The organism is Rathayibacter sp. RFBD1 (genome assembly GCF_002932915.1).
Classification (GTDB): domain Bacteria; phylum Actinomycetota; class Actinomycetes; order Actinomycetales; family Microbacteriaceae; genus Rathayibacter.
The window spans coordinates 15,844-40,874 of record NZ_PSWQ01000022.1 but is presented as its reverse complement, the minus strand read 5'-3'; the positions used below and the strand labels follow the sequence as shown (position 1 = coordinate 40,874).

Here is a 25,031-nt window from a genome sequence, read left to right as displayed (position 1 = left end):
CCGGGTACACCGATCGAAAGAGGAGGAGAAGGCGTTCAGTGAACGAGCGGCAGTGCTCGCGCTACTGATGCGGATCACCTTCTCCTCGAGAAGGAAAGGGAAGCCGGATCAGGCTAACAGAGGGGATGAGAAAGGGTTCAGTATTTCTACCCACCGCTTTATCAACCGGAAGAGAACGCACCAGGAATCGCTTATCCGGCCGCTTATCGTCCCTTTTCCGGTGACACGACGCGCGCCGGACACCGCCGTCTGGCAGGATGCCCCCGTGTCGGAGACGGGTCGGCTGCAGCGGGGCGGTGCCCTCCCCGTGCTCCTCGTGTTCCTCCGCCTCGGGCTGACCTCGTTCGGCGGGCCGATCGCGCACCTCGGCTACTTCCGCGAGGAGTTCGTGGTGCGCCGCGGCTGGCTGACCGATCGCGCGTACGCCGACCTCGTCGCGCTGTGCCAGTTCCTCCCCGGACCCGCGTCCAGCCAGGTCGGGATGGCGGTCGGCCTGCAGCGCGCGGGACTCGCCGGACTCATCGCCGCGTGGTGCGGATTCACGCTCCCCTCGGCGATCGCCCTGGTCCTCGTCGCCGGTCTCGTCGCCGCTGCGGGCGATGTCGCCTCCGCCGGCTGGCTCCTGGGCCTCCAGGCGGCGGCGGCCGCGGTCGTCGCGCAGGCCGTGCTCGGGATGGCGCGCTCGCTCGCACCGGACCGCCGCCGCGCGACGATCGCCGGCGCGGCGGCCGTCGCCGTGCTCCTCGCCCCGGAGCCCGCGCTGCAGGTGGCGGTGATCGCGGCGGCGGGCCTGGCCGGCGTCCTGTGGCTGCGCGGCGAGGAGGCGGCTCCGGACGAGGGCCCGGGCTTCGCGGTCCGGATCCCGACGGCGCTCGCGGTCTCGGCGCTCGCCCTCTGGGGGCTCCTCCTGGCCGGCCTCCCCCTGCTGGCCGCTCTCACGGGCGAGGGAGCGGCGGGTCTCGCCTCCGTCTTCTACCGCGCGGGCGCTCTGGTGTTCGGGGGCGGCCACGTCGTGCTGCCTCTGCTGGAGGCGCAGACGGTCGGCGCCGGCACGGTCGGGCAGAGCGAGTTCCTGGCCGGCTACGGCGCGGCGCAGGCGGTGCCGGGCCCGCTCTTCACCTTCTCCGCGTTCCTCGGCGCGGTGGGCGCGGGGACGCCGGACGGCGTTGCGGGGGCGGCGATCGCGCTGGTCGCGATCTTCCTGCCGGGCGCTCTGCTCGTGGTCGGCGTGCTCCCGTTCTGGCAGCGGCTGCGGCACCTGCCGGTCGCGCAGAGGGCGCTGGCCGGCGTGAACGCCGGCGTGGTGGGACTGCTCGGCGCCGCCCTCTACGACCCGGTGCTGACGGAGGGCATCGGCTCGACCGGCGCCCTGGCGCTCGCGATCGGCGCCTTCGTGGCGCTGACGCGCTGGACCGTGCCCCCGTGGATCGTCGTCCTCGCCGCCGCGGGCCTCGGCACCCTGCTCCTCTGACTCCCTCCGGGGACGACGATCCGGACCAGCCCTGGCAGTCTGGACGCATGAGGGCTCGGGGGACGACAGCAGCAGTGGCGACGACGGCAGCGGCGGGGCTCCTGCTGCTGGGCGGGTGCACCGCCGGCGGCGGGGCCGAGGCGGTCGCCACGGCGTCCGCGCCCGCCTCGCGGACGCCGAGACCCGCCATCACCGACCTGATCACTCCGAGCCCGACCCCCTCCGCTCCGGCGACCGCCGAGCCGGTCGGAATCGTCGTCGACGCCGGGCCGGTCGGCGAGGGAGTCCCCGCCACCGTCTCGGGCACCGGCCCGGCCGACGTGTCGTTCCAGCGGCAGGGCGAGTTCGCGGTCGTCCTGAGCCTGGACTGCTCGGCCTGCACCGGCACGGCGATCGTCACCGCCGCGGGCCGGATGACGCCCTTCGGCGAGGCCGCCGCCCCGATGACGGGGTCGTTCCTGACCGGGATCTTCCGCGACGACCCCGTCGAGCAGCAGGTGATCGTCCGAGCCGACGGGCCGTGGACGCTCGGCCTGCAGAGCTGGAACGATCTCGCGACGGTGAGCGGTGCACAGTCCGGCACCGGCCCGGCCGTCCTGTTCTTCTCCGACGACGTCCCGCGCGTGACGGTCGACTACACGCCCGCGGGTCCGGACGACTCGTTCTCCGGCCGCGTGTTCACGACCTCCGATCAGCCGCAGCTGTTCGGCGACTCCGTCGCCTTCTCCGAGGTGTTCGAGGCCGACCTGCCCGGCGTCATGGCCGTCCAGACCGAGGGGACCTGGACCGTCACGCCGACGCCCTGACCCGGGGTCGCGACGCGCCGGCCGCGGAGTCGGGGAACGGGCGCCCCTCGGCCCAGACCCGCTGCACGCGGAGCGACGCGTCGAGCAGGACGACGTCGGCGCGGTACCCGGGGGCCAGCAGGCCGAGGTCGCCACGGCCGAGCACGCGGGCGGGAACGGCGGTGAGGGCGGCGACGGACGCCTCCAGCCCGAGCCGGCCGGGCCCGACGGCGCGCCGCAGGGCCTCGTCCTGCGTGAGCGTGGATCCGGCGAGCACAGCGGTGCCCGCGAGCCGGGCGACTCCGCCGAGCACCTCGACGTCGAGCGGGCCGAGGCGGTGCGCTCCGTCGCCCGCCCCGGCCGCCGCCATCGCGTCGGTGACGAGCGCGATCCGCGCGGGAGCCGCCGCGAACGCGAGCCGCACCACCTCGACGTCCACGTGCCGGCCGTCGAGGATCAGCTCGAGCGCGACCCGCTCGTCTCCCAGGGCCACCGGGATCGGGCCCGGGGAGCGGTGGCCGATCCCGGGCATGGCGTTGAACGCGTGCGTGACCAGCCGGGCTCCGCGGTCGAACGCGGCCCGCGCCTGGTCGGCGTCCGCCTCGGTGTGGCCCACCGCGACCACCGTGCCGGCGCCGGCGAGCCGCTCCACCGCCGCGAGGGCTCCCGGCAGCTCGGGCGCGAGCGTGATCTGCGCGAGGCGTCCGCGGGCGGCGTCCAGCAGCCGGTCGACCGCGCCGGAGGAGGGGTGCACGAGAGCCGCGGGGTCGTGCGCTCCCCTGCGCGAGGGCGCGAGGAACGGGCCCTCGAGGTGCGCGCCGAGCACGAGCGGGTCGGCGGCCGCGAGAGCCGAGACCGCGTCCAGAGAGGACTCCAGCTGCTCCAGCGGCGCCGAGACCAGGCTGACCAGCGAGCGCGTGGTGCCACGGGAGCGGTGCAGCGCGAGGCCCGCGCGGATCGCCTCCGCTCCTCCGTCGAAGCCGTGACCGCCCCCTCCGTGCACATGGAGGTCGAGGAAGCCCGGGACAGCGGTGAGGCCCCGCGCGTCGTGCAGCTGCGCCCCCTCCGCCTGCGCCTGCCAGCCGGTGCCGCTGCCGGTCGCCGTGATCGCGCCGTCCCGCGCGAGGAGCCAGTGGTCCTCCACCGTCCCGGCCTCGTCGACCTTCCGTGCGCTGTGGATGATCAGCGCGGCGTGCGCCATGCGGTCGTCTCCTGGGTGTCGGTTCCGGATCGGCGGGGACTCCGCCCCCTCCCGACGATGGCACAGCCCCTGCCGGTCGAGCCGGTCCGACACCGATCACTGCGCCACCCCGGACGCATTCTGCGCCTCCGCGTCACGAACAGGGACCTCGCGCGTCTCCTGTGCATGCCTCCCTTGGACACCCGAACCTCCACCCCCCGCCTCGCCGCCTCCCGCCGGCCGCTCGACGTCGTCGCCATCGCGGCGGCCGCCCTCGTCAACGAGCGCTACCTCGATCGGCGCTTCACCGTCCACCACCTCGCCGCCGAGCTGCGGATGCCCGCCCTGCTGCTGCGGCTGCGGTTCCGCCGCTGCTACGGGCTCGGCCTCGACGAGCACCTCGCCCTCCGCCGACTCGAGCTGGCCGCCGTCCTGATGGCGAGCACCCCCGTCGCTCTCGGCGGCCTCGACCGCATCGCCCGGGGCTCCGGCTACCGAGGCACCGCCGAGCTGGACCGCGACCACCGGAGGCACCGCCGGTCCTCCGCGCTGGCCGCCTGGTTCCGGGCCGCCCCGCGTCCCGAGCGCGAGCATCGGCCCGGCACCCGGCCCGAGGAGGAGCTGCTCGCCGCAGCGCCGGGCGCCGCGACGCCGGACCGCCCCAGCAGCGTCCGCTCGGCACCTGTCACCCCGCTGAGGCGCCGCGCCTGAGCCCGGCCGCGGAGCGGTACAGTGCCACGATGCGCACCTCCGGAACCCGCCGATGACGGCCGTCCGCTACGTCGCGATCGGCGATTCCTTCACCGAGGGCGTCGGCGACGAGCGGCCGGACGGCACCCCGCGGGGCTGGGCCGATCTGACGGCCGCGGGATGGGCGGCGGCCACGGGCGAGCGGATCGAGTACGCCAATCTCGCGATCCGGGGCCGGCTCATCGCGCCGATCCTCGCCGAGCAGCTCGAGCCCGCGCTCGCCCTGGGCCCGACCCACCTCTCCTTCAACGGAGGCGGCAACGACATGCTGCGCCCGCGCGCCGACATCGAGCGGATCGCCGACGCCTACCTCCGCGTCCTCGAGCGCTGCGACGAGCAGGGCGTCGTGCTGATCGCCCTGGCCGGCGCCGACCCGTCGCCGCGGCTCCCGCTCGGCTCGCTCATCCGCCGCCGCGGGGACGCGCTGACCGACGCCGTCCTGCGTCGGACGAGCCATCGGACCGACGTGGTCGTCGCCGACAACTGGCACGACCCCGCTTTCGCCGATCCGGAGCTGTGGTCGGAGGACCGCCTGCACCTCGGCCCGCGGGGGCACCGGCGGGTGGCCGACCGGGTCCTGCGGGCGCTCGGGCTCACGCCGCACGCCGCGCTACCCGACGCTCCCGAGGCCGCACTCCGGCGCGGCGGAACCGTGCAGTACTACCGGCAGCACGTCGCGCCGTGGGTGCGGCGCAGGCTCACCGGCACGTCCTACGGGGACGGCCGCGCCGCGAAGTACGCGGGCTTCGTGCCGATCGACCCGGTCTGACGCCTCCTCCGAGGAGCACGGCCCTCGTTCGACGGGCAGGGACCTCCCCTGAGGCGCTCAGCGGCGACCTCTCGTGGCCGTTCGACGACGTCGAGCGCTCAGTGCCAGCCGTACCGCGCCGAGAGCACCCGGGCGACGGCGTCGTACCGAGCACGCTCCAGAGCTGCTCCTTCGCGACGCATCCCGGCGGGGTGCACGCGGAACACGCGCTCCGGGTCGACCCAGCTGGGGCGCCCGTCCGGGTCCCAGCCGCCGGTCCCGACGGCCAGGTAGTCGGAGTGCTCCTTCGAGCTCAGCCGCACGGCGAGCACCGTCCCCGACTTCTCGACCGCGAGCACGAGCACCGGGCGGTCCTTGCCGCGGCCGTCGTCCTCCTCGTACGGCACCCAGGTCCAGACGACCTCGCCCGGGTCCGGGTCGCCGTCGGGCGTGGGCGCGTAGCCCAGGCGGACCCCGCGGAGCCGCGACGGGTCGACCTCGACGGTGCGGCCCACTCCGCTCGCGCCCGGGGTCGGCGCCGTCGTGCTCAGGTACGGGCGCTGCGGGCGGGGCCCGGCGTCCGGCCGCGGGGCGACCGCGCGGCCGAGGAGTCGGAGGAGCAGGGACACGACCGAGCGCGAGGAGGGCACCCCGGAACCCTAGCCCGGATTCTCAGCCGCCCGCCCGCGGGGGCGCGCCCGGCGGTCGCCCGTCGCGGACGCGCCGACGGGGTGCCGGCTCCGGAGAGCCGGCACCCCGTCGGGTGCTGCGGATTAGGGCGTCAGTCCGCCAGGACGTAGCCCGCCTCTCCGTGGATGGCCGTGTCGATGCCGGCGATCTCGTCCTCGTTCTTCACGCGGAAGCCCATCGTCTTCTGGATGATCCAGCCGATGAGGAGCGTCATGACGAAGGAGTAGGCGAGGACGGTGAAGGCCGCGAGGGCCTGCTTGCCGAGCTGGCTCGCGTCGCCGGTGAGGAACAGGCCCACGCCGGTGCCGAAGAAGCCGATGTAGAGCGTTCCGATGAGGCCGCCGACCAGGTGCACGCCGACCACGTCGAGCGAGTCGTCGTAGCCGAGGCGGTACTTCAGGTCGATCGCCAGGGCGCAGACGGCGCCGGTGATGACGCCCAGGACGATCGCCCAGAACGGCGACAGGCTGGCGCAGGCCGGGGTGATCGCGACGAGGCCCGCGACCGCGCCCGAGGCGGCGCCGATCGAGGTGGGCTTGCCGTCCTTGATCTTCTCGACGACGAGCCAGCCGAGGATCGCGGCGGCCGGAGCGGCGATGGTGTTCAGGAAGGCGACGGCCGCGATGCCGTCGGCGGCGAGCTCGGAGCCGGCGTTGAACCCGAACCAGCCGAACCACAGCAGTCCGGCGCCCAGGAGCACGAACGGCGGGTTGTGCGGCTGGTGCGCGCCCTTGGTGAAGTTGACGCGCTTGCCGAGCACCAGGGCGAGGGCGAGGGCCGCCGCTCCGGCGTTGATGTGGACGGCGGTGCCGCCCGCGAAGTCGATCGCGCCGACGCCGTAGGCGATCCAGCCGCCGTCGACGACGGTGGCGTCGTCGCCGAGGGTGAAGTTGAAGACCCACGAGGCGACCGGGAAGTACACGACGGTGGCCCAGACGCCGGCGAAGACCATCCAGGCGCCGAACTTCGCGCGGTCCGCGATGGCGCCGGAGATGAGCGCGACGGTGATGATCGCGAACGTCGCCTGGAACGCGGCGAAGGCCAGCGTCGGGTAGGCCGACGTCTGCTCGCCGAGCGCGTCGTTGTAGATGCCCTGCAGGCCGATCTGGGCGGTGTCGATGCCGAGGACGCCGTCGATGCCGACGAAGGTGTCGGTCCCGGCGGGGCCGGACGGGCCGTTGCCGAACGCGATCGCGTAGCCGTACAGGACCCAGAGGACCCCGATGAGGCCCATGGCTCCGAAGCTGAGCATCATCATGCTGATGACGCTCTTCGCACGCACCAGGCCGCCGTAGAAGAAGGCGAGCCCGGGGGTCATGAGCAGGACCAGCGCGGCTGCGATGAGCAGGAACGCGGTATTGCCTTGATCCATTGTTGAACCTCTCGTGAGTGTGCAGAGAAAAGCCCGGAGCGAGGACGCTGCGTCGGAGCACGGCCTGGAGACACGCGGGTGTCGGGTCACCTCGGGTAGCCGACAGTCTGGTGGCGCGAGGTTTCGTCCCGTGAGGCACCGCGTTTCGCGGAGGTTACGGCCGAGGCCCCTGTGTAAAAAGCGCGTTACGGCGCGCTGGCGGACGGCACGACGACGACCCCGGGAACGCCGGGAGGAGAGCGGATCCGCCCCTAGGAGCGGGGCGCCATCGAGGTGAGCGCGATGAGCCGCGACATCGAGCGCAGGTACTTCTTGCGGTAGCCGCCGCTCAGCATGTCGCCGCCGAAGACCTCGTCGAGGGGCGTCCCGGAGGCGAGGACCGGGATCTGCGCGTCGTAGACCCGGTCGATGAAGGCCACGAGGCGCAGGGCGTCGGTCTGGTCGGTCAGAGCGGTGACGCCCCGGAGCACGATGGTGTCGACGCCGTCGATCACCTTGATGTAGCGGGAGGGGTGCACGGTGCCCAGGTGGTGCACGGCGTCCGCGAACGGGTCGTCGGTGACGACGGAGCCGGCGGGGGCGGCCGCGACGAGAGCGTCGATCTCCTCGTCGGTGCGCACCACGGCGTGGCCCTCGATGTCGCGGCGCCGGTAGTCGGTGCCGTCGATCCGCATCGTCTCGAAGTGGGCGGCCATCGACTGGATCTCGCGGAGGAAGTCCGCTGCGGCGAAGCGCCCCTCGCCCAGCGCGTTGGGCGGGGTGTTCGAGGTCGCGGCGATGCGGGTCCCGGAGGCGACCAGCTCGCCGAGGAGCCGCGTCATCAGCATCGTGTCGCCCGGGTCGTCCAGCTCGAACTCGTCGATGCACAGCAGCGCCGAGCCCTTGAGGAGCGAGACGGTCGCCGCGTAGCCGAGCGCGCCGACGAGTGCGGTGTACTCGATGAACGTCCCGAAGTAGGTGCGGCCCGGCACCGCGTGCCAGATCGCCGCGAGCAGGTGGGTCTTGCCGACGCCGAAGCCGCCGTCGAGGTACACGCCCGGCATGACCGCGGGGGCCTTCTTCCGGCCGAAGCCCAGGAAGCCGCCTCCGCCTCCCTTGGATCCGCCGCCGGCGGCGAACGCGCGGAGAGCCTCCACCGCGTCGGCCTGCGAGGGGTACTCCGGGTCGGGACGGTAGCTCTCGAAGGTGGCGCCCTCGAACTGGCGCGGGGGCACCAGCGTCGACGCGATCTCGTGCCCGCTGATCTGGGGCGAGCGGGCGGTCAGGCTGCTCGTCGATCGGACGTCGTCGGGGCTCACTCGCGTCTCGCATCCTGCGCACGGCGGGGTCCGTGCGCTCAGTGGCGGCGGCCGCACCGGGCACGGAGCCGCCGCGGTTCTGTGTCGAACTCTTACGGCGCCCTCCGTGCGGCGTCGTCCGCGGACGCGTACTGTCGCTGAAGGGCGGGCTCCAGCGTAGCCCGCCGTGGAATCACGCCCGCGCTCCGCGCACCATCCTGGAGGTCCTCCTTGTCCGTCGAAACCGATCCGTCGCCGAAGTTCGCCTCCTACGCGCACCCCGAACGGCTCGTCAGCGCCGACTGGCTCGAGCAGCGCCTCGGCACTCCCGGTCTCGTCGTCGTCGAGTCCGACGAGGACGTCCTGCTCTACGAGACCGGCCACATCCCCGGCTCCGTCAAGATCGACTGGCACACCGACCTCAACGACCCGGTGCAGCGCGACTACATCGACGGCGCCGCGTTCGCCGCGCTCGTCGGCGGCAAGGGCATCGCCCGCGACACCACCGTCGTCGTCTACGGCGACAAGAACAACTGGTGGGCCGCCTACGCGCTCTGGGTCTTCACCCTCTTCGGTCACGAGGACGTCCGTCTGCTCGACGGCGGCCGCGACAAGTGGCTCGCGGAGGGCCGCCCGACGACCACCGACGCCTCCTCCCCGGAGCCCGCCGAGTACCCCGTCGTCGAACGCAGCGACGCCGAGATCCGCGCCTTCAAGGACGACGTCCTCGCGCACTTCGGCAACCCGCTGATCGACGTCCGCTCCCCGGAGGAGTTCACCGGGCAGCGCACCACGGCGCCGGCCTACCCGGAGGAGGGCGCCCTGCGCGCCGGTCACATCCCGAGCGCGCAGAACGTGCCGTGGGGCAGGGCCGCCGCCGAGGACGGCACCTTCCGCCCCCTCGACGAGCTGAACGGCATCTACCGCGAGGGCGCGGGGCTGAAGGACGGCGACTCCGTCATCGCCTACTGCCGGATCGGCGAGCGCTCCGCCCACACCTGGTTCGTGCTGACCCACCTCCTCGGCTTCGAGGGCGTCCGCAACTACGACGGCTCCTGGACCGAGTGGGGCAGCGCCGTCCGCGTCCCGATCGTGCAGGGCGCCGAGCCCGGCGAGGCCCCCGCGGCCCGCTGACGCGTCACGACGGAGGCCGGGAGCGCCGATCCGCCCGTCGACGGGCCGGATCCGGGCTCCCGGCCTCCGCTGCGACCGCCCGCCGCCCCTCCCCCGATGAGACACTGGACCGGATGACCGACACCACGCTCCCCGACGCTCTGCGCGACATCCGCGAGGAGTTCCTCGCCCTCGAGAAGCCGGAGCGCCTGCAGCTCCTGCTCGAGTTCTCGAACGAGCTCCCCGACCTGCCCGAGCGCTACCGCGACCACCCGGACCTCTTCGAGCGCGTGGAGGAGTGCCAGGCGCCCGTCTTCATCGTCGTCGACGTCGAGGGCGGGATCGTGCACCTGCACGCCACGGCTCCCCGCGAGGCGCCCACGACGCGCGGCTTCGCGTCGATCCTGGCGCAGGGCCTGGCCGGGCTCACCCCCGAGCAGGTGCTCGCCGTCCCCGACGACTTCCCGCAGACCATCGGCCTCTCGGAGGCGGTCTCGCCGCTGCGCCTGCGCGGCATGACCGCGCTGCTCGGCCGTACCAAGCGGCAGGTCCGCGCGCACCTGGCCGCATGATCCTCCGGCCGCTCGTCCCCGCCGGTCCGCCGATCGTGATCGGCGAGGAGGGCGCGCGAGCGGCGGTCGCGGACGCCTGGCGTCCCGACGAGGCGGTGCGCGTGCGCCTGAACATGATCGCGAGCGTCACCGGCTCCAGCACCGGCTCCGACGGCACGAGCGAGACGCTCACCAACCGCGTCGACCGCACGATCCTCGGAGTCGTCCGCGAGCAGGCCGACGTCGTCCTCGTCGGAGCCGCGAGCGTCCGCGCCGAGGGCTACCGCGTCCCCCGGCGGGTCCCGCTCGCCGTCGTCTCCGCCTCGGGCGATCTCGCCGGGCACCGCCTGGAGCTGCAGGAGGGCTCCCGGGTCCTGCTGCTGGTGCCGGAGTCGCGCGGCGCGGTGGAGGGGCTCCCCGCCGGCGTCGAGGTGGTCCGGGTCCCGTCCTCCTCGGAGCGGATCGGCGTCGACGAGCTCCTGGAGGCTCTCGCCGGGCTCGGCCTGCACCGCGTCGTCTGCGAGGGCGGCGCCTCGCTCTCGGGCCAGTTCCTCGCCTCGGGCCGGGTCGACGAGCTGTGCCTCACCACCTCGCCGCGCGTCGTCCTGCCGGGCCTCCCGGTCGCGACGGGCACGGCCGTCGTCGACGACGCCTACGCCCTGACGCTCCTGGCCGCGGACGATTCCGGGGCCGTCTACGCCCGCTGGAGCCGCACGCGCTGAGAGCCGCCCACCCGGCGTGCCTCCGCGTCCCGGGCGCGTCGGAACCCTAGTCTGCGACCGTGCCCGAATTCCCAGCGTCGTCCCAGCTCCCCGAGGAGTTCCGGGTCGCGACGGAGTCGATCCGCGCCGCTGCCACGCGCGCCGAGCTCACCGTGTCCGAGATCGCCTCGCCGTCGGGTCTCGCGCCCTGGGCCCTCGCCCTGTCGGGCGACGTCGCGCCGCACGCGCACGGACGCGACTCCGAGCTGGGCACGGGGCGCTTCATCCTGCTCTACGACCCCGAGGAGCCCGAGCAGTGGGGCGGCCCCTTCCGTGTCGTCTGCTTCGCCCAGGCCCCGCTCGAGGTCGAGATCGGCACCGATCCGTTCCTCGCCGAGGTCGCCTGGTCCTGGCTCATCGACGCCCTCGGGGCGCGGGGCGCCTCCTATTCCGCCGCGTCCGGCACGGCCACCAAGGTGCTCTCCACCGGTTTCGGCGAGCTGGCCGCTCAGGGGGACGGTGCGCAGATCGAGATCCGCGCCTCCTGGAGCCCGGATGATGCGCAGCTCGCCGCTCACGTGGAAGGGTGGGGGGAGCTGTTGTGCATGCTCGCGGGTCTCCCGCCCGTATCGAGCGACGGTGTGACCCCGCTCGCCTTCCGACGGAACAACCGTGACTGATTACCGTGTCCTCTCCACGCCCGACGAGTTCCTCGCCGCGGTCGACGCCCTCGCCGCCGGCGAGGGCCCCGTCGCCGTCGACGCCGAGCGCGCCTCCGGCTTCACCTACTCGCAGCGCGCGTACCTGATCCAGGTCTACCGGCGCGGTGCCGGCGCGTTCCTCTTCGATCCCCCCGCCATCGGCCGGATGGACGCCCTGCAGGCGGTCATCGGCCAGGAGGAGTGGGTCCTCCACGCCGCCAGCCAGGATCTCGCCTGCCTGCGCGAGGTGGGCCTGGACCCGGTGCGGATCTTCGACACCGAGCTCGCCGCCCGGCTCCTCGGACTGCCCAAGGTGGGCCTCGGCGCCGTCGTCGAGGACCTCCTCGGCATCCACCTGGCCAAGGAGCACTCGGCCGCCGACTGGTCGACCCGCCCCCTCCCCCAGAGCTGGCTCGTCTACGCCGCGAAGGACGTGGAGCTCCTCGTCGACCTCCGCGACCGCATGGAGGAGAAGCTCATCGCCGCGCGGAAGACGCGCATCGCCCGCGAGGAGTTCGAGGCGACGCTCGCGCGCGCCCCGAAGGCGGTCCCGCCGGACCCGTGGCGCCGCCTCTCCGGCATGCACTCGCTCCGCGGCCCGCGCCCCCTCGCCGTGGCGCGCGAGCTCTGGCTGGCCCGGGACGCGTTCGCCCGCGAGCGCGACATCGCTCCCGGCCGCCTGATCCCCGACTCCTCGATCATCGCGGTCGCCCGCAACATCCCGACCAGCATCGGCCAGCTCTCGGGCCGCCGCGACTTCACTGGCCGCGCCAGCCGCGGCGAGGTCGAGCGCTGGTGGGCCGCGATCGAGCGCGGGACGACGACCGAGGACCTGCCGAGCCCGACCCGCCCGGCCGCCGACACGCTCCCCCCTCCCCGCGCGTGGGGCGATCGCAACCCGGCCGCCGACGCGCGCCTGAAGGCGGGACGCGCCGTGGTCACCGAGATCGCCGAGCTGCTCTCGCTCCCGGTCGAGAACCTGCTCACGCCGGAGCTGCTGCGCCGGGTGGCCTGGAACCCGCCCGAGCCGTTGACCGCGGAGTCGGTCGCCGCGGAGCTCACCCGCGCCGGCGCCCGCGCCTGGCAGGTCGAGGCCACGTCGGGCTCGATCGCCACCGCGTTTGTCGAAGCGGCCCAAGCGCCGGCCGAGGGCACCGAAACCCCTTCGTAGGAAGCGGCAAAGGATTCCGGCTGCGCGGTGCCGGTTCCTACGATCGACGGCGACCGTGAGTTCCTGGGAGGCATTGTGGCCGAGAGATCCGAAGTCGTGTTCGTCGACGGAGTCCGTACTCCGTTCGGGCGTGCCGGCGAGAAGGGCATGTACTGGCAGACCCGAGCCGACGACCTCGTCGTCAAGGCGATGATCGGTCTGCTGGAGCGCAACGGCGCGCTGCCGAAGGAGCGGGTGGACGAGGTGGCGATCGCCGCCACCACCCAGCAGGGCGACCAGGGCCTGACCCTCGGCCGCACGGCGGCGCTGCTCGCAGGGCTGCCGAAGTCGGTGCCCGGCTTCGCCATCGACCGCATGTGCGCCGGAGCGATGACCTCGGTCACCGCGACCGCGGGCGGCATCGCGTTCGGCGCCTACGACGTGGTCCTCGCCGGCGGCGTGGAGCACATGGGCCGGCATCCGATGGGCTTCGGCGCCGACCCCAACCCGCGCTTCCTCTCCGAGCGCCTCGTCGGCGAGGACGCGCTCAACATGGGCCGCACGGCGGAGCGGATCCACGACCGCTTCCCGCACCTGACGAAGGAGCGCGCCGACCACTACGCCCTGCGGAGCCAGCAGAAGCTCGCCGCCGCGTACGCCGCCGGCAGCATCCAGCCGGACCTCGTCCCCGTCGCCACGCGCAGCGCCGCGGGCTGGGGCCTCGCGACCGCCGATGAGGCACCGCGCCCCGAGACGACCCTCGAGGGCCTCGCGGGCCTGCGGACCCCGTTCCGCCCCCACGGCCGGGTGACCGCGGGCAACTCCTCCGGGCTCAACGACGGAGCGACGGTGTCGCTCCTGGCCAGCGCCGACGCCGCGCAGGAGCTGGGCCTGTCCGCGAAGATGCGGATGGTGAGCTTCGCGTACGCCGGCGTCGAGCCCGAGATCATGGGCATCGGCCCGGTCCCCTCGACCGAGAAGGCGCTCCGCAAGGCGGGCCTGGGCATCGAGGACATCGGGCTCTTCGAGCTCAACGAGGCGTTCGCCGTGCAGGTGCTCTCCTTCCTCGACCATTTCGGCCTCGACGACGACGACCCGCGCGTCAACGAGTACGGCGGAGCGATCGCGATCGGCCACCCGCTCGCCTCCTCCGGGGTCCGGCTGATGATCCAGCTGGCCCGGCAGTTCGAGTCGCACCCCGAGGTCCGCTACGGCGTGACGGCCCTCTGCGTCGGCCTCGGCCAGGGCGGCACGGTGATCTGGGAGAACCCGCACTACGACGGCAAGCGCGGACGACGGAAGGGACGCTGACCCATGCTCGACGGATTCGAGAACCTCGTGGACCTCGTCGAGGGCGAGGTCGTCACCCACTCCTACGTCCGCGACGTGCCGCTGCCCAGCGGCCGCACGCTCGCCCTGATCACGCTCGACAACGACCGCGACCACACCCGCCCCAACACCTTCGGACCGGCGTCGCTCTTCGAGCTGGCGGACGTCCTCCTCACGCAGAAGGAGCGCGCCTCGCGCGGCGAGATCCAGGCGGTCGGCATCACCGGCAAGCCGTTCATCCTCGCCGCGGGAGCCGACCTCAGCAAGGTCGGGGCCATCCCGAGCCGTGAGCTCGGCCGCCAGCTGGCGCGCCTGGGCCACCGCACGCTGGGGATGCTGGCCGAGCTGGGCGTGCCGTCCTTCGCCTTCATCAACGGCCTCGCCCTGGGCGGCGGCACCGAGATCGGCCTGAACGCCGACTACCGCACGGTCGACTCCTCCATCCCCGCGCTCGGGCTCCCCGAGGTCTTCCTCGGCATCATCCCCGGCTGGGGCGGCGCGTGGCTCCTGCCGAACCTGATCGGCATCGAGAACGCCCTCAAGGTCGTCGTCGAGAACCCGCTCAAGAACAACCGCACGCTCAAGGGCCAGGAGGTGTTCGACCTCGGCATCGCCGACGCGATCTTCCCGCCCGCCGCCTTCCTCGAGGACTCGCTCCGCTGGGCCGACGGCGTGATCGGCGGCTCCGTGAAGGTGGAGCGGCCGAACGCGCCCGGCAAGCTGGAGCGGCTGGTCAAGTGGGACGTCGCGATCTCGATCGCGCGCAAGCAGCTGGAGTCGCGGATCGGCACGGTCGCGGCGTCTCCGTACCGCGCGCTGGAGCTGCTCAAGGCCGCGAAGAACACCACCCGCGAGGAGGGCTTCGCCGCCGAGGACGAGGCGCTGGCCGACCTGATCTCGGGCGACCAGTTCCGCGCGAGCATCTACGCGTTCGATCTGGTGCAGAAGCGCGCCAAGCGTCCCGCGGGAGCGCCCGACAGGGCGCTGGCCAAGCCCGTCACCAAGGTCGGGGTGGTCGGCGCGGGCCTCATGGCCTCGCAGTTCGCGCTGCTCTTCCTCCGCCGCCTCCAGGTGCCGGTGGTCATCACCGACCTCGACCAGGAGCGGGTCGACAAGGGCGTCGCGGGCATCCGCGCCGAGATCGACGCGCTGCTGGCGAAGGGACGCGTCTCCCCCGACGACGCGAACCGCCTCCGCGCGCTGATCACCGGCACGACCGACCGCTCCGACTTCGCCGACGCCGACTGGGTGATCGAGGCGGTCTTCGAGGAGCTGTCGGTGAAGCAGGACGTCTTCGCCGATATCGAGCGCTACGTCTCGCCCACGGCGGTGCTCGCGACCAACACCTCGTCCCTCTCCGTCGAGCGCATCGGCGAGCGGCTGGAGCACCCGGAGCGCCTCGTCGGCTTCCACTTCTTCAACCCGGTCGCGGTCATGCCGCTGATCGAGGTGGTCCGGACGCCGCACACCGACGACGAGACCCTCTCGACGGCGATGGTCACCGCCGCGAAGCTCAAGAAGAACGCCGTCATCACGCGCGACACCCCGGGCTTCGTGGTGAACCGCGTGCTGGCGAAGGTCCTGGGCGAGGCGATGCACGCGGTCGACACGGGCACTCCCTTCGAGGTCGTCGAGCAGTCGCTGGCTCCGTTCGGCCTGCCGATGACCCCGTTCGAGCTGCTCGAGCTGGTGGGCCTCAAGGTCGGCGCGCACGTGCTCGACACCCATCACACCGCGTTCCCCGACCGCTTCTTCGACAGCCCCAACCTGCACCGCCTCGCCGAGCTCGGCCGCGTCTTCGAGCGCGACGCGAAGGGGCGTGTGAAGGGCGTCGACAAGCGCGCGGTCGCGATCGTCGCCGGCGGCACGGAGCCGATGACGGCCGAGCAGCTGCGGCTGCGCGTCGAGACGGGTCTCGCGGACGAGGTCAAGCGGATGCTGGACGACGACGTCGTGCACGCCGCCGAGGACATCGACCTCTGCCTGATCCTCGGCGCGGGCTACCCGTTCCAGATGGGCGGACTCACGCCCTATCTCGACCGGGTCGGCGCGAGCAAGCGGGCGTTCGGGGACACGTTCCACCACCCCGCGATCCGCGGCGTCGACTGACGCGGAGTGCAGTGACGCGGAAGGGGCGCCGGATCGGATCCGGCGCCCCTTCCGCGCGTCGCCTGAGGGACGGGTCCCGACGGCCGATCAGTCGCTGCGGGCGTCGTCCCGGGCCTCGACCTCGTCCGGGAGCGGACGGGCGACCGGGATCTTGCTGCCCAGCACCTGCGCGACGACGTCGCGAGCGATGTGCTGGGGAGTGAGCCCGACGTCCTCGAGGATCTCCTCGCGCTTGGCGTGGTCGAGGAACTGGTCGGGCAGCCCGAGCTCGGTCACCGCGGTGTCCACGCCGGCCTCGCGCAGGTCCTGGCGGATGCGCGTGCCGATCCCGCCGACGCGCACCCCGTCCTCGATCGAGACGACGATGCGGTGCTCGCGGGCGAGCTCGATGATGCTGGTGGGCACGGGCACGACCCAGCGGGGGTCCACGACGGTGGCTCCGATACCCTGGGCCGCGAGCCGCTCAGCGACCTCGAGACCCATCGCGGCCATCGGTCCGACGGTGACCAGCAGCACGTCCTTGCGCTCGGCGCGGGCGAGCACGTCGACGCCGTCGCCGAGACGCTCGACGGCGTCGATCTCGTCGCCGACGCTCCCCTTCGAGAAGCGCACCACGGTCGGCGCGTCGGTGACGCCCACGGCCTCGCGCAGCTCCTCGCGCAGGCGCACGGAGTCGCGCGGAGCGGCGAGGCGGATGTTCGGGACGACCTGCAGGATCGCCAGATCCCACATGCCGTGGTGGCTCGGACCGTCGGGCCCGGTGACTCCGGCGCGGTCCAGTACGAAGGTGACGCCCGCGCGGTGCAGTGCGACGTCCATCAAGACCTGGTCGAAGGCGCGGTTCACGAAGGTGGCGTACAGCGCGACGACCGGATGCAGCCCGCCGAAGGCGAGACCGGCGGCCGAGGTCACGGCGTGCTGCTCCGCGATGCCGACGTCGAAGACGCGCTCCGGGTACTTCTCCGCGAGGCGGTCGAGACCGACGGGCCGGAGCATGGCGGCCGTGATGCCGACGATCGTCGGGTCCTCGTCGGCCAGGGTGACGATCTCCTCGGCGAACACCGAGGTCCACGATCGGGCCCCGGCCGCGCTCAGCGGCTCGCCCGTCTCGGGGTCGATCTGCCCGACGGCGTGGAACTGGTCGGCGAGGTCGTGCACGGCCGGACCGAAGCCCTTGCCCTTCTGGGTGATCGCGTGGACGATGACCGGCTGGCCGTAGTCCTTCGCCTGCTGGAGGGCCTCCTCCATCGCCGTCAGGTCGTGTCCGTCGATCGGCCCCAGGTACTTGATGTCGAGGTTGGAGTAGAGCGCCTCGTTGTTGATGAAGCGGCTGAGGAAGCCGTGGAGCCCGCCGCGCACGCCGCGGTAGACGGCGGCGGCGGGGCCGCCCAGCCGCTCCGAGACGGCCCGGGAGCCGCGGTGCATCGTGCGGTAGGTCGGCCGCGTGCGGACGCCGTTGAGGAAGCGGGCCATGCCGCCGATGGTCGGGGCGTAGGAGCGCCCGTTGTCGTTGACCACGATGACCAGCCCGCGGGAGTTGTCGTCGCTGATGTTGTTCAGCGCCTCCCAGGTCATGCCGCCGGTGAGGGCGCCGTCGCCCACGACCGCGACGACGTGGCGGTCGGTCTGACCGGTCATCGTGAAGGCGCGGGAGATGCCGTCCGCCCAGGACAGCGAGCTGGAGGCGTGCGAGCTCTCGACGATGTCGTGCGGCGACTCCCTCCGCTGCGGGTAGCCGGCGAGGCCGCCGCGCTGCCGGAGCTTCGAGAAGTCCTGGCGACCGGTGAGCAGCTTGTGGACGTAGGACTGGTGACCGGTGTCGAACACGATCGCGTCGTGCGGCGAGTCGAAGACCCGGTGGATCGCGATGGTCGTCTCGACGACGCCGAGGTTCGGGCCCAGGTGGCCGCCGGTCTTCGAGACCTCGCGCACGAGGAAGTCGCGGATCTCCTGCGCCAGCGTCTCGAGCTCGGCCGCGGTCAGGCGATCGAGATCGCGAGGACCGCCGATGGTCTCGAGAACAGCCATGCGCGCCGCCTTCCGGGGTCGTGAGCGAGGTGGGACGTCTCCCGAGTCTACGCACGGGGCCCCCGGGAACGCGTGTGCGCCTCCCCCGCAGGGAAGGCGCACACGCTCTGCGGCTGATCTAGACGAGCGAGCGCAGCACGTACTGCAGGATGCCGCCGTTGCGGTAGTAGTCCGCCTCACCGGGGGTGTCGATGCGGACGACCGCGTCGAACTCGACGGTCTGCTTGCCCTCGGCCGAGTGCTCGGTCGGCTCGGCGACGACGTGGACCGTCTTGGGGGTGACGCCCTCGTTCAGCTCCTCGATGCCCGAGATGCTGATCGACTCGGTGCCGTCCAGGCCCAGCGACTCCCAGCTCTCGCCCGCGGGGAACTGCAGCGGGACGACGCCCATGCCGATGAGGTTCGAGCGGTGGATCCGCTCGAAGCTCTCGACGATGACCGCCTTGACGCCCAGCAGGCTCGTGCCCTTGGCCGCCCAGTCGCGCGACGAGCCGGAGCCGTACTCCTTGCCGCCCAGGATGACGAGCGGGGTTCCCTCGGCCTGGTAGTTCTGCGACGCGTCGTAGATGAACGACTGCGGGGCGTCCGGCTGAGTGAAGTCGCGGGTGTAGCCGCCCTCCACGCCGTCGAGCAGCTGGTTGCGCAGGCGGATGTTCGCGAACGTGCCGCGGATCATCACCTCGTGGTTGCCGCGGCGCGAGCCGTAGGAGTTGTAGTCCTTGCGGTCGATGCCGTGCTCGTCGAGGTAGCGGCCGGCGGGGCTGTCGGCCTTGATCGAGCCGGCGGGGCTGATGTGGTCGGTCGTGACGGAGTCGCCGAGCTTGGCGAGCACGCGGGCACCGGCGATGTCGGTGACCGGGGTCGTCTCCATCGTCATGCCGTCGAAGTACGGGGGCTTCCGCACGTAGGTCGACGACTCGTCCCACTCGAAGATCGAGCCCTCGGGGGTCTGCAGCGCCCGCCAGCGCTCGTCGCCGTCGAACACGCCCGCGTACTGCGTGTCGAACATCGACTTGTCGATCGACGAGTCGATCGTCGCCTGAACCTCGGCCGCGTCGGGCCAGATGTCCTTGAGGAACACGTCGTTGCCGTCGGAGTCGGTGCCGAGCGCGTCGACCTCGAAGTCGAAGTTCATCGAGCCGGCGAGCGCGTAGGCGATGACGAGCGGGGGGCTCGCCAGGTAGTTCATCTTCACGTCCGGGTTGATGCGGCCCTCGAAGTTGCGGTTGCCCGAGAGCACGGCGGTCACGGCGAGGTCGTTGTCCTGCACCGCGGCCGAGATCTCCTCGAGCAGCGGGCCGGAGTTGCCGATGCAGGTCGTGCAGCCGTAGCCGACCGTGTAGAAGCCGAGCGCTTCGAGCGACTCGGTCAGGCCGGCCTTCTCGTAGTAGTCGGTGACGACCTTCGATCCGGGCGCCAGCGTGGTCTTGACCCACGGCTTGGCCTTCAGGCCCTTCTGCGCCGCGTTGCGGGCCAGCAGGCCGGCCGCGAGCATGACGGACGGGTTCGACGTGTTGGTGCACGAGGTGATCGCCGCGATCGCGACAGCGCCGTGATCGATCGTGAAGGTCCCGCCCTCGCCGAGCTCGACCGTGGTCGGCTTGGAGGCGGTCGCCGGCGCGTGCGAGCGGTGGGTGTGCTCGTGGCTGCTGTGCTCGTCCTGCGGCTGCAGCTCTCCGGGGTCGGAGGCGGGGAACGACTCCGCGATGGTCAGGTCGACGATGTCGTGCGAGACGTCCGCGTAGTTGGTGAGGTCCGATTCGAACTGCGTCTTGGCGGACGAGAGCTCGATCCGGTCCTGCGGGCGCTTCGGGCCGGCGATCGAGGGGACGACGGTGCCGAGGTCGAGCTCGAGGTACTCGCTGAAGACCGGCTCGACCGCGGGGTCGTGCCAGAGCTTCTGCAGCTTGGAGTACTGCTCGACGAGGGCGATCTGCTCGTCGCTGCGGCCGGTGAGGCGCAGGTAGTCGAGGGTCACGTCGTCGATGGGGAACATCGCGGCGGTGGAGCCGAACTCGGGGCTCATGTTGCCGATGGTGGCGCGGTTGGCGAGCGGCACCGCGGCGACGCCGGCCCCGTAGAACTCGACGAACTTGCCGACCACGCCGTGCTTGCGCAGCATCTGCGTGATGGTGAGCACGACGTCCGTCGCGGTCACGCCGGTCGGGATCGAGCCGGTGAGCTTGAAGCCGACGACCTTCGGGATGAGCATCGAGACGGGCTGGCCGAGCATCGCGGCCTCGGCTTCGATGCCGCCGACGCCCCAGCCGAGCACGCCGAGGCCGTTGACCATCGTCGTGTGCGAGTCGGTGCCGACGCAGGTGTCGGGGTAGGCGCGCAGCGCGCCGCCCACCTCGCGGGTCATGGTGACGCGGGCCAGGTACTCGATGTTGACCTGGTGCACGATGCCGGTTCCGGGCGGGACGACCTTGAAGTCGTCGAAGGCGGTCTGGCCCCAGCGGAGGAACTGGTACCGCTCGCCGTTGCGCTCGTACTCGAGCTCGACGTTGCGCTCGAGCGCGTCCTCGGTGCCGAAGAGGTCGGCGATGACGGAGTGGTCGATCACCATCTCGGCGGGCGCGAGCGGGTTGATCCGGTTCGCGTCGCCGCCCAGGGCAGCGACGGCCTCGCGCATCGTGGCGAGGTCGACGATGCAGGGCACGCCGGTGAAGTCCTGCATGACCACGCGGGCCGGCGTGAACTGGATCTCGGTGTCGGGCTCCGACTCCGGGACCCACTCGCCGAGGGCGCGGATGTGGTCGGCGGTGATGTTCGCGCCGTCCTCCGTGCGGAGGAGGTTCTCGAGCAGCACCTTGAGGCTGAACGGGAGCTTCTCGTGACCGGGGACCCGGTCGATGCGGAACACCTCGTAGTCGGTCGAGCCGACCTTCAGGGTGTCTTTCGATCCAAAGCTGTCTACCGCGGACACGTCGCCCTCTCCTTCGCTGACTGCAGCGTCCGCCGACGGGCGGAGCCGCTCTCCGTCCTCATCTTGACGACCGCGCACAGCGGCCTGCCACCAAGGAGGACCTAACTCCTCGACGCCGAGGCGCCCGGTCGACCTCGCCGCGACGGTGCGGGGAGGCGAGCGCTATTTATCTCGACGTCGAGACAATTCTATGCACGATCCGGAGCATCGCCCGCATCGGCGCGCTCGCCGGCTCCGCGGTACTCGGCCCGGACGGCGAGCACGGTGAGCACCAGCAGCGGCGCGTACAGGGGCAGGCCCAGCGCCAGCTTCCAGATGCCCAGCGCCGTGGTGTCCTCGGCGAGGAACAGCGGGTACTGCACGGCCAGGCGCAGGAGGAAGAGCCCCGCCCACGCGAGGGTCAGGGCGCCGAAGAGGCGGCGCTTGCGCCGATCGGACCGCCAGGAGGTGCCGTCCCCCATCAGGAAGCCGGCGGCGACGCCGATCAGGGGCCAGCGCACGAGGACGGAGAGGAGGAAGACGAGCCCGTAGACGAGGTTGGTGAGCAGCCCCAGGGCGAAGTTGTCGACGCCCCGCCCGGTGAACAGCGCCAGTGCGGCCGAGACCACCACGGCGAGCAGCCCGCCGACGGCCTGGATCACCGGCGTCCGGCCGAGCACCCGCGCCACCGTGAACGCCACGGCGAGCCCGACGGAAGCGACCAGCGAGAGCACGAGCTCCGAGGTGACCGTGTAGAGCAGGACGAAGGCTATGCCGGGCACGACGGCCTCGAGGATCCCCCGGACGCCGCCCATGGTGCGCAGCAGCGCCTTCCCGTCGAACGGCTCGCCGTCGGCGACCGCGCCGAGTCCCGAGCGGCGGGCGGCCTGCGCGATCGCGTCGCCGACCTCGGGCCGGACCGGCTCCTCCGATCGGGCCGGGTCCTCGGGCCGCACCGGCTCCATGCCGGTCAGCTCGCGCTCTGCTGGGTCTGGCTTCCGGTCGGCACCTTCAGCGGGATCAGGTCGCGCGGAGGCATCGGGCCGCTGCCGCGGACCACGACGATGCTGCGGAAGAGCTCCTCGACCGAGGCGGCCGCCTGCTCGTCGACGGCTCCGGCTCCGGCGATCACGCCGCGGAGGAACCAGCGCGGACCGTCGACGCCGACGAACCGGGCGACGCGGGTCTGGCCGCCGGCGATCGGGAGCTCGGCGACGAGCTCCGGACCGAAGACGCCGTCGCGCTCCGTCGTCGATCCGCCCTGACGGCCGATCTGCTCGGCGATCTGGCCGCGGATCTCGTGCCAGAGGCCCGAGGAGCGCGGCGCGGAGAAGGGCTGCACCTGCAGCGTCGACCCTGCGTAGTCGAGGCCGACGGCGATGACGCGCTTGGTCCCCTCCTCGACCTCGAGGCGGATGTGCATGCCCTCGCGGGGAAGCACCTTCACCCCGCCGAGGTCGATGTAGGGGCGGACCGGGTTGGCCTCGCGCTCGTCCAGGGGCCCGGCCTCCGCGCGGTCCTCCGGCGCCGACTTCTCGAAGTCCTGCTGGACGGGCTCGGCGGCCTCGCCGGCCGTGGGCTGGATGTCGCTCATGCGCTCTCCTCGTGGATTCTGGTCTCCTGGGCGCCGGCGGCGTACCCGGTGGATCCGAAGCCGCCCGTGCCGCGGACCGACTCGGGAAGCTCGTCGACGGCCGTGAACCTCGCCTGGACGACGGGGACGATCACGAGCTGCGCGATCCGGTCCCCCGCCGAGACGCGGTACGTCTCGCGGCTGTCGGTGTTCAGCAGCGCCACCCGGATCTCGCCGCGGTAGCCCGCGTCGATCGTTCCGGGGGCGTTGACGACGGTGATGCCGTGCGTGAAGGCCAGCCCGCTGCGGGGGACGACGAAGCCGGCGTGGCCCTCCGGGAGGGCGACGGCCACTCCGGTGCCGACGGAGGCGCGCTCACCGGGGGCGAGCACCACGTCCTCCGTCGAGTGGAGATCGGCTCCCGCGTCGCCCGGACGGGCGTAGGAGGGGAGCCGGTCCGCGGTGATCGGGACGTCGACGGTTGCAGGCACGTGACGAGGGTAGACCAAACGTCTGATCCAATAGGGTCATGCCGTCCTACCGAGAGAGGCTGTGGCCCGCGCCCTGGCTCTTCGTCGCCACCGCCCTCGTGATCCCCGCCAGCATCCTGGTGTTCGCGCCCATCGACCTCGCGGTGGGGGTGATCGTCGCGGTCGTTCTGTACGCGGGCTGCGTGCTGTCGCTGCTGGCCCTCTCCCCCGTGATCGAGGTGGCGGAGGGGGAGCTGCGCGCCGGCCGCGCGCACATCCCGCTGGACCTCGTGGGCGAGCCGTCCTCCTACTCGGGGGACCAGGCGTTCGCCGAGCGCGGGACGCGCCTGGACGCGCGGGCGTACCTGGTCATCCGCGGCTGGGTGAAGGAGGTGGTGCGGGTCCCGATCGAGGATCCGGCCGACCCGACGCCGTACTGGCTGGTCTCCACCCGCCGCCCGGACGACATCGTCGCCGCGATCCGGGGATCACGGCGACGGAGCGGTCGTCCTTCGGAGCCGGGAGGCGCTTAAGCGGCGCACTCCAGGCAGATCGGTCCGAGCTTCTCCTCGTGGTCGATCTGCGAGCGGTGCTTCACGAGGAAGCAGCTCACGCACGTGAACTCGTCCGCCTGGGGCGGAAGGACCACGACGTCCAGATCGAGGTCGGACAGATCGGCACCGGGCAGTTCGAATCCGCCCGGGTTGTCGGCGTCATCGACGTCGACGACTCCGGACATCTTGTCGGGGACTCGCTCCTTCAGGGCCTCGATCGACTCGGAGTCGTCATCGGTCTTGCGGGGGGCGTCGTAGTCCGTAGCCATTCCCATCCACTTCTTATTTCTGCTGTTCAACAAATCGGCGGGGTCAGTGTGCATCACGACGCATCGATTCGCAAACCACCTCGAACGGCTCTTGACACCCGCTCGCCCCGCCTCCTTCCGCACCAACTTTCGACCCGCCCGGGGTATTCCCGGCCGATCGCCCGGGCGCGTGGCATCCTTGCCCGGTCCGCGTCCAGAAGGAGGGTCCCCACGATGATGGAACTGAAGGTGATCGGCGTCGAGGGCGGATCGCTCGTCCTCGTGTCCGAGGGCGGCGAGCGCTTCTCGGTCCGCATCGACGAGACGCTGCAGAGCCAGCTGCGGCCGCGGGTCCACACCCTCCCGCCGCGCGAGAAGCGCGTCTCCCCCCGCGAGATCCAGGCCCACATCCGCTCCGGGCTCTCCGCCGAGGAGGTCGCCGAGCTCACGGGCGCCGACCTGGGCTACGTCCAGCGCTTCGAGGGACCCGTCACGGCCGAGCGCGAGCACATCGTCGCGTCCGCCCTCGCCGTGCGCGTCTACACGACCACCGACCCCGATCCCCTCGAGGAGGGCACGCCCTTCGGCGACGTCATCCGCGACCGCCTCGCGTCGCTCGGCGCCGAGGGCGAGCAGTGGTCGAGCTGGAAGGAGGAGGAGGGCTGGGTCGTCAAGCTCCTCTTCCGCTCGGACGAGATCGACCACGACGCCCGCTGGCGCTTCGACCCGCGGAAGGCGCTGCTGTCGCCGCTGACCTCCGAGGCGATCACGCTCTCGCAGCAGGGCGAGATCCGGCCGACCCTCATCCCGCGCCTGCGCGCCGTCATCCCCGCAGCCGTCGACGAGCTCGCCACGCGCTTCGACACGGAGTCCGCGGAGGCGCCGAGCCGCTCCGCCCGGGCCGACCACCCCACCGCCGGCCGCCCCGCCGCGATGCCGCACGCCCGGCCGGCCGCCGTCCGCCCCTCCGACACGGAGCCGCAGCCGGCCCTCTCCGAGACCCCGCGCCCGATCTCGACGCTCCCCCGCCCCGTCACGAGCACGACGGAGCAGCGCGAGCGCAACCTCAACGACACCGCCGACCTGCTCGACGCCCTGCGGCGGCGCCGGGGCGAGCGCGATCATGCCTCGAGCCTCCGCGTCCGCGAGGAGCCGGAGCCCGAGGCCGAGGCCGCTCCTCCCGTCGAGAAGGCACCTGAGCCGCCGCGCACCGCTCCCCCGGTCCCCGAGCAGCCGTCGGGCGTGCGCGGGAGCCTCCGCAGGGGGCGGGCGTCGATGCCGAGCTGGGACGAGATCGTCTTCGGAGCGCGCAGCGACGACTGA

Annotated in this window: 23 protein-coding genes; 13 read left to right on the top strand and 10 right to left on the bottom strand. The window is 72.5% G+C overall.

Annotated elements, in window-relative coordinates; translation table 11 throughout:
- The first annotated feature begins 265 nt into the window (after window positions 1-265).
- Entirely contained in the window at window positions 266-1,471 is a 1,206-nt protein-coding gene (gene chrA, locus C5D50_RS12355) for a chromate efflux transporter (RefSeq protein ID WP_258069619.1), read from the top strand.
- Window positions 1,472-1,518: 47 nt separating this feature from the next.
- On the top strand, window positions 1,519-2,277 hold the full coding sequence (locus C5D50_RS12350) for a hypothetical protein (RefSeq protein ID WP_146086929.1): 759 nt from the start codon (window positions 1,519-1,521) through the stop codon (window positions 2,275-2,277).
- On the opposite strand, the gene C5D50_RS12345 is transcribed toward C5D50_RS12350, so the two are convergent.
- Window positions 2,261-3,457, bottom strand: coding sequence for an N-acetylglucosamine-6-phosphate deacetylase (locus tag C5D50_RS12345; RefSeq protein WP_104289016.1), 1,197 nt, complete (start codon window positions 3,455-3,457; stop codon window positions 2,261-2,263). The two genes, C5D50_RS12350 and C5D50_RS12345, sit on opposite strands and share 17 nt — an antisense overlap.
- Before the next feature lie 174 nt (window positions 3,458-3,631).
- Here C5D50_RS12345 and C5D50_RS12340 point away from each other — a divergent pair, with 174 nt between their 5' ends.
- Window positions 3,632-4,147: a hypothetical protein gene (locus tag C5D50_RS12340; protein WP_104283631.1), complete on the top strand. Its 516-nt coding sequence runs from the start codon at window positions 3,632-3,634 to the stop codon at window positions 4,145-4,147.
- Between the two features lie 52 nt (window positions 4,148-4,199).
- Window positions 4,200-4,955: an SGNH/GDSL hydrolase family protein gene (locus C5D50_RS12335; RefSeq protein WP_104283630.1), complete on the top strand. Its 756-nt coding sequence runs from the start codon at window positions 4,200-4,202 to the stop codon at window positions 4,953-4,955.
- Window positions 4,956-5,053: 98 nt separating this feature from the next.
- On the opposite strand, the gene C5D50_RS12330 is transcribed toward C5D50_RS12335, so the two are convergent.
- The 3 genes from C5D50_RS12330 to zapE all read right to left on the bottom strand — a co-directional run bounded on the left by C5D50_RS12330 (window position 5,054) and on the right by zapE (window position 8,294).
- Window positions 5,054-5,584, bottom strand: a complete 531-nt coding sequence (locus C5D50_RS12330) for a type II toxin-antitoxin system PemK/MazF family toxin (protein WP_167299028.1) — start codon at window positions 5,582-5,584, stop codon at window positions 5,054-5,056.
- Window positions 5,585-5,715: 131 nt separating this feature from the next.
- Entirely contained in the window at window positions 5,716-6,996 is a 1,281-nt protein-coding gene (locus tag C5D50_RS12325; protein WP_104222080.1) for an ammonium transporter, read from the bottom strand.
- Between the two features lie 251 nt (window positions 6,997-7,247).
- Window positions 7,248-8,294 carry a cell division protein ZapE gene (zapE, locus tag C5D50_RS12320; protein WP_104283629.1) on the bottom strand — a complete coding sequence of 349 codons (1,047 nt, stop codon included), beginning with the start codon at window positions 8,292-8,294 and terminating at the stop codon, window positions 7,248-7,250.
- A gap of 210 nt (window positions 8,295-8,504) precedes the next feature.
- Here zapE and C5D50_RS12315 point away from each other — a divergent pair, with 210 nt between their 5' ends.
- The 7 genes from C5D50_RS12315 (at window position 8,505) to C5D50_RS12285 (ending at window position 15,927) form a co-directional block, all read left to right on the top strand.
- A complete protein-coding gene (locus C5D50_RS12315; RefSeq protein ID WP_104232576.1) occupies window positions 8,505-9,407 on the top strand; it encodes a sulfurtransferase in 903 nt (300 codons plus the stop codon).
- Window positions 9,408-9,520: 113 nt separating this feature from the next.
- Entirely contained in the window at window positions 9,521-9,958 is a 438-nt protein-coding gene (locus C5D50_RS12310) for a SufE family protein (protein ID WP_104222086.1), read from the top strand.
- On the top strand, window positions 9,955-10,659 hold the full coding sequence (locus tag C5D50_RS12305; protein ID WP_104232575.1) for a dihydrofolate reductase family protein: 705 nt from the start codon (window positions 9,955-9,957) through the stop codon (window positions 10,657-10,659). The genes C5D50_RS12310 and C5D50_RS12305 overlap by 4 nt, the downstream gene beginning before the upstream one ends.
- A 59-nt stretch (window positions 10,660-10,718) precedes the next feature.
- Window positions 10,719-11,318 carry a DUF3000 domain-containing protein gene (locus C5D50_RS12300; RefSeq protein WP_104222090.1) on the top strand — a complete coding sequence of 200 codons (600 nt, stop codon included), beginning with the start codon at window positions 10,719-10,721 and terminating at the stop codon, window positions 11,316-11,318.
- A complete protein-coding gene (locus C5D50_RS12295; protein WP_104283628.1) occupies window positions 11,311-12,510 on the top strand; it encodes a ribonuclease D in 1,200 nt (399 codons plus the stop codon). Before C5D50_RS12300 ends, C5D50_RS12295 begins: the two co-directional genes overlap by 8 nt.
- Before the next feature lie 75 nt (window positions 12,511-12,585).
- A complete protein-coding gene (locus tag C5D50_RS12290; protein WP_104250321.1) occupies window positions 12,586-13,800 on the top strand; it encodes a thiolase family protein in 1,215 nt (404 codons plus the stop codon).
- Between the two features lie 3 nt (window positions 13,801-13,803).
- A complete protein-coding gene (locus tag C5D50_RS12285) occupies window positions 13,804-15,927 on the top strand; it encodes a 3-hydroxyacyl-CoA dehydrogenase NAD-binding domain-containing protein (protein ID WP_104283627.1) in 2,124 nt (707 codons plus the stop codon).
- A gap of 87 nt (window positions 15,928-16,014) precedes the next feature.
- On the opposite strand, the gene dxs is transcribed toward C5D50_RS12285, so the two are convergent.
- From dxs to dut, 5 genes are all read right to left on the bottom strand, one after another.
- Window positions 16,015-17,955 (bottom strand): 1-deoxy-D-xylulose-5-phosphate synthase, encoded by a 1,941-nt coding sequence (gene dxs, locus C5D50_RS12280; protein ID WP_104268674.1) that lies wholly within the window; start codon window positions 17,953-17,955, stop codon window positions 16,015-16,017.
- A 118-nt stretch (window positions 17,956-18,073) separates the two neighbouring features.
- Window positions 18,074-20,884 (bottom strand): aconitate hydratase AcnA, encoded by a 2,811-nt coding sequence (gene acnA / locus C5D50_RS12275; protein ID WP_104267882.1) that lies wholly within the window; start codon window positions 20,882-20,884, stop codon window positions 18,074-18,076.
- Window positions 20,885-21,072: 188 nt separating this feature from the next.
- Window positions 21,073-21,828 (bottom strand): DUF3159 domain-containing protein, encoded by a 756-nt coding sequence (locus C5D50_RS12270; RefSeq protein ID WP_104273659.1) that lies wholly within the window; start codon window positions 21,826-21,828, stop codon window positions 21,073-21,075.
- Window positions 21,829-21,833: 5 nt separating this feature from the next.
- On the bottom strand, window positions 21,834-22,457 hold the full coding sequence (locus C5D50_RS12265; protein WP_104248032.1) for a DUF3710 domain-containing protein: 624 nt from the start codon (window positions 22,455-22,457) through the stop codon (window positions 21,834-21,836).
- On the bottom strand, window positions 22,454-22,927 hold the full coding sequence (gene dut / locus C5D50_RS12260) for a dUTP diphosphatase (protein WP_104283626.1): 474 nt from the start codon (window positions 22,925-22,927) through the stop codon (window positions 22,454-22,456). The genes C5D50_RS12265 and dut overlap by 4 nt, the downstream gene beginning before the upstream one ends.
- A gap of 38 nt (window positions 22,928-22,965) precedes the next feature.
- On the opposite strand from dut, the gene C5D50_RS12255 reads away from it, so the two are divergent.
- Window positions 22,966-23,439, top strand: a complete 474-nt coding sequence (locus tag C5D50_RS12255) for a DUF3093 domain-containing protein (protein ID WP_104232568.1) — start codon at window positions 22,966-22,968, stop codon at window positions 23,437-23,439.
- Here C5D50_RS12255 and C5D50_RS12250 read toward each other — a convergent pair.
- Entirely contained in the window at window positions 23,436-23,729 is a 294-nt protein-coding gene (locus tag C5D50_RS12250; RefSeq protein ID WP_055792269.1) for a DUF4193 domain-containing protein, read from the bottom strand. The two genes, C5D50_RS12255 and C5D50_RS12250, sit on opposite strands and share 4 nt — an antisense overlap.
- A gap of 213 nt (window positions 23,730-23,942) precedes the next feature.
- Between C5D50_RS12250 and sepH the strand changes: the two genes are divergently transcribed.
- Entirely contained in the window at window positions 23,943-25,031 is a 1,089-nt protein-coding gene (sepH, locus tag C5D50_RS12245) for a septation protein SepH (protein ID WP_104232567.1), read from the top strand.

Coding starts and splice junctions, on each gene's coding strand:
- C5D50_RS12350 (WP_146086929.1), top strand. CDS start 1,519: ATGAGGGCTCGGGGGACGACAGCAGCAGTGGCGACGACGGCAGCGGCG.
- C5D50_RS12345 (WP_104289016.1), bottom strand. CDS start 3,457: ATGGCGCACGCCGCGCTGATCATCCACAGCGCACGGAAGGTCGACGAG.
- C5D50_RS12335 (WP_104283630.1), top strand. CDS start 4,200: ATGACGGCCGTCCGCTACGTCGCGATCGGCGATTCCTTCACCGAGGGC.
- C5D50_RS12325 (WP_104222080.1), bottom strand. CDS start 6,996: ATGGATCAAGGCAATACCGCGTTCCTGCTCATCGCAGCCGCGCTGGTC.
- C5D50_RS12310 (WP_104222086.1), top strand. CDS start 9,521: ATGACCGACACCACGCTCCCCGACGCTCTGCGCGACATCCGCGAGGAG.
- C5D50_RS12305 (WP_104232575.1), top strand. CDS start 9,955: ATGATCCTCCGGCCGCTCGTCCCCGCCGGTCCGCCGATCGTGATCGGC.
- C5D50_RS12285 (WP_104283627.1), top strand. CDS start 13,804: ATGCTCGACGGATTCGAGAACCTCGTGGACCTCGTCGAGGGCGAGGTC.
- dxs (WP_104268674.1), bottom strand. CDS start 17,955: ATGGCTGTTCTCGAGACCATCGGCGGTCCTCGCGATCTCGATCGCCTG.
- C5D50_RS12270 (WP_104273659.1), bottom strand. CDS start 21,828: ATGGAGCCGGTGCGGCCCGAGGACCCGGCCCGATCGGAGGAGCCGGTC.
- C5D50_RS12265 (WP_104248032.1), bottom strand. CDS start 22,457: ATGAGCGACATCCAGCCCACGGCCGGCGAGGCCGCCGAGCCCGTCCAG.
- C5D50_RS12255 (WP_104232568.1), top strand. CDS start 22,966: ATGCCGTCCTACCGAGAGAGGCTGTGGCCCGCGCCCTGGCTCTTCGTC.
- C5D50_RS12250 (WP_055792269.1), bottom strand. CDS start 23,729: ATGGCTACGGACTACGACGCCCCCCGCAAGACCGATGACGACTCCGAG.
- sepH (WP_104232567.1), top strand. CDS start 23,943: ATGATGGAACTGAAGGTGATCGGCGTCGAGGGCGGATCGCTCGTCCTC.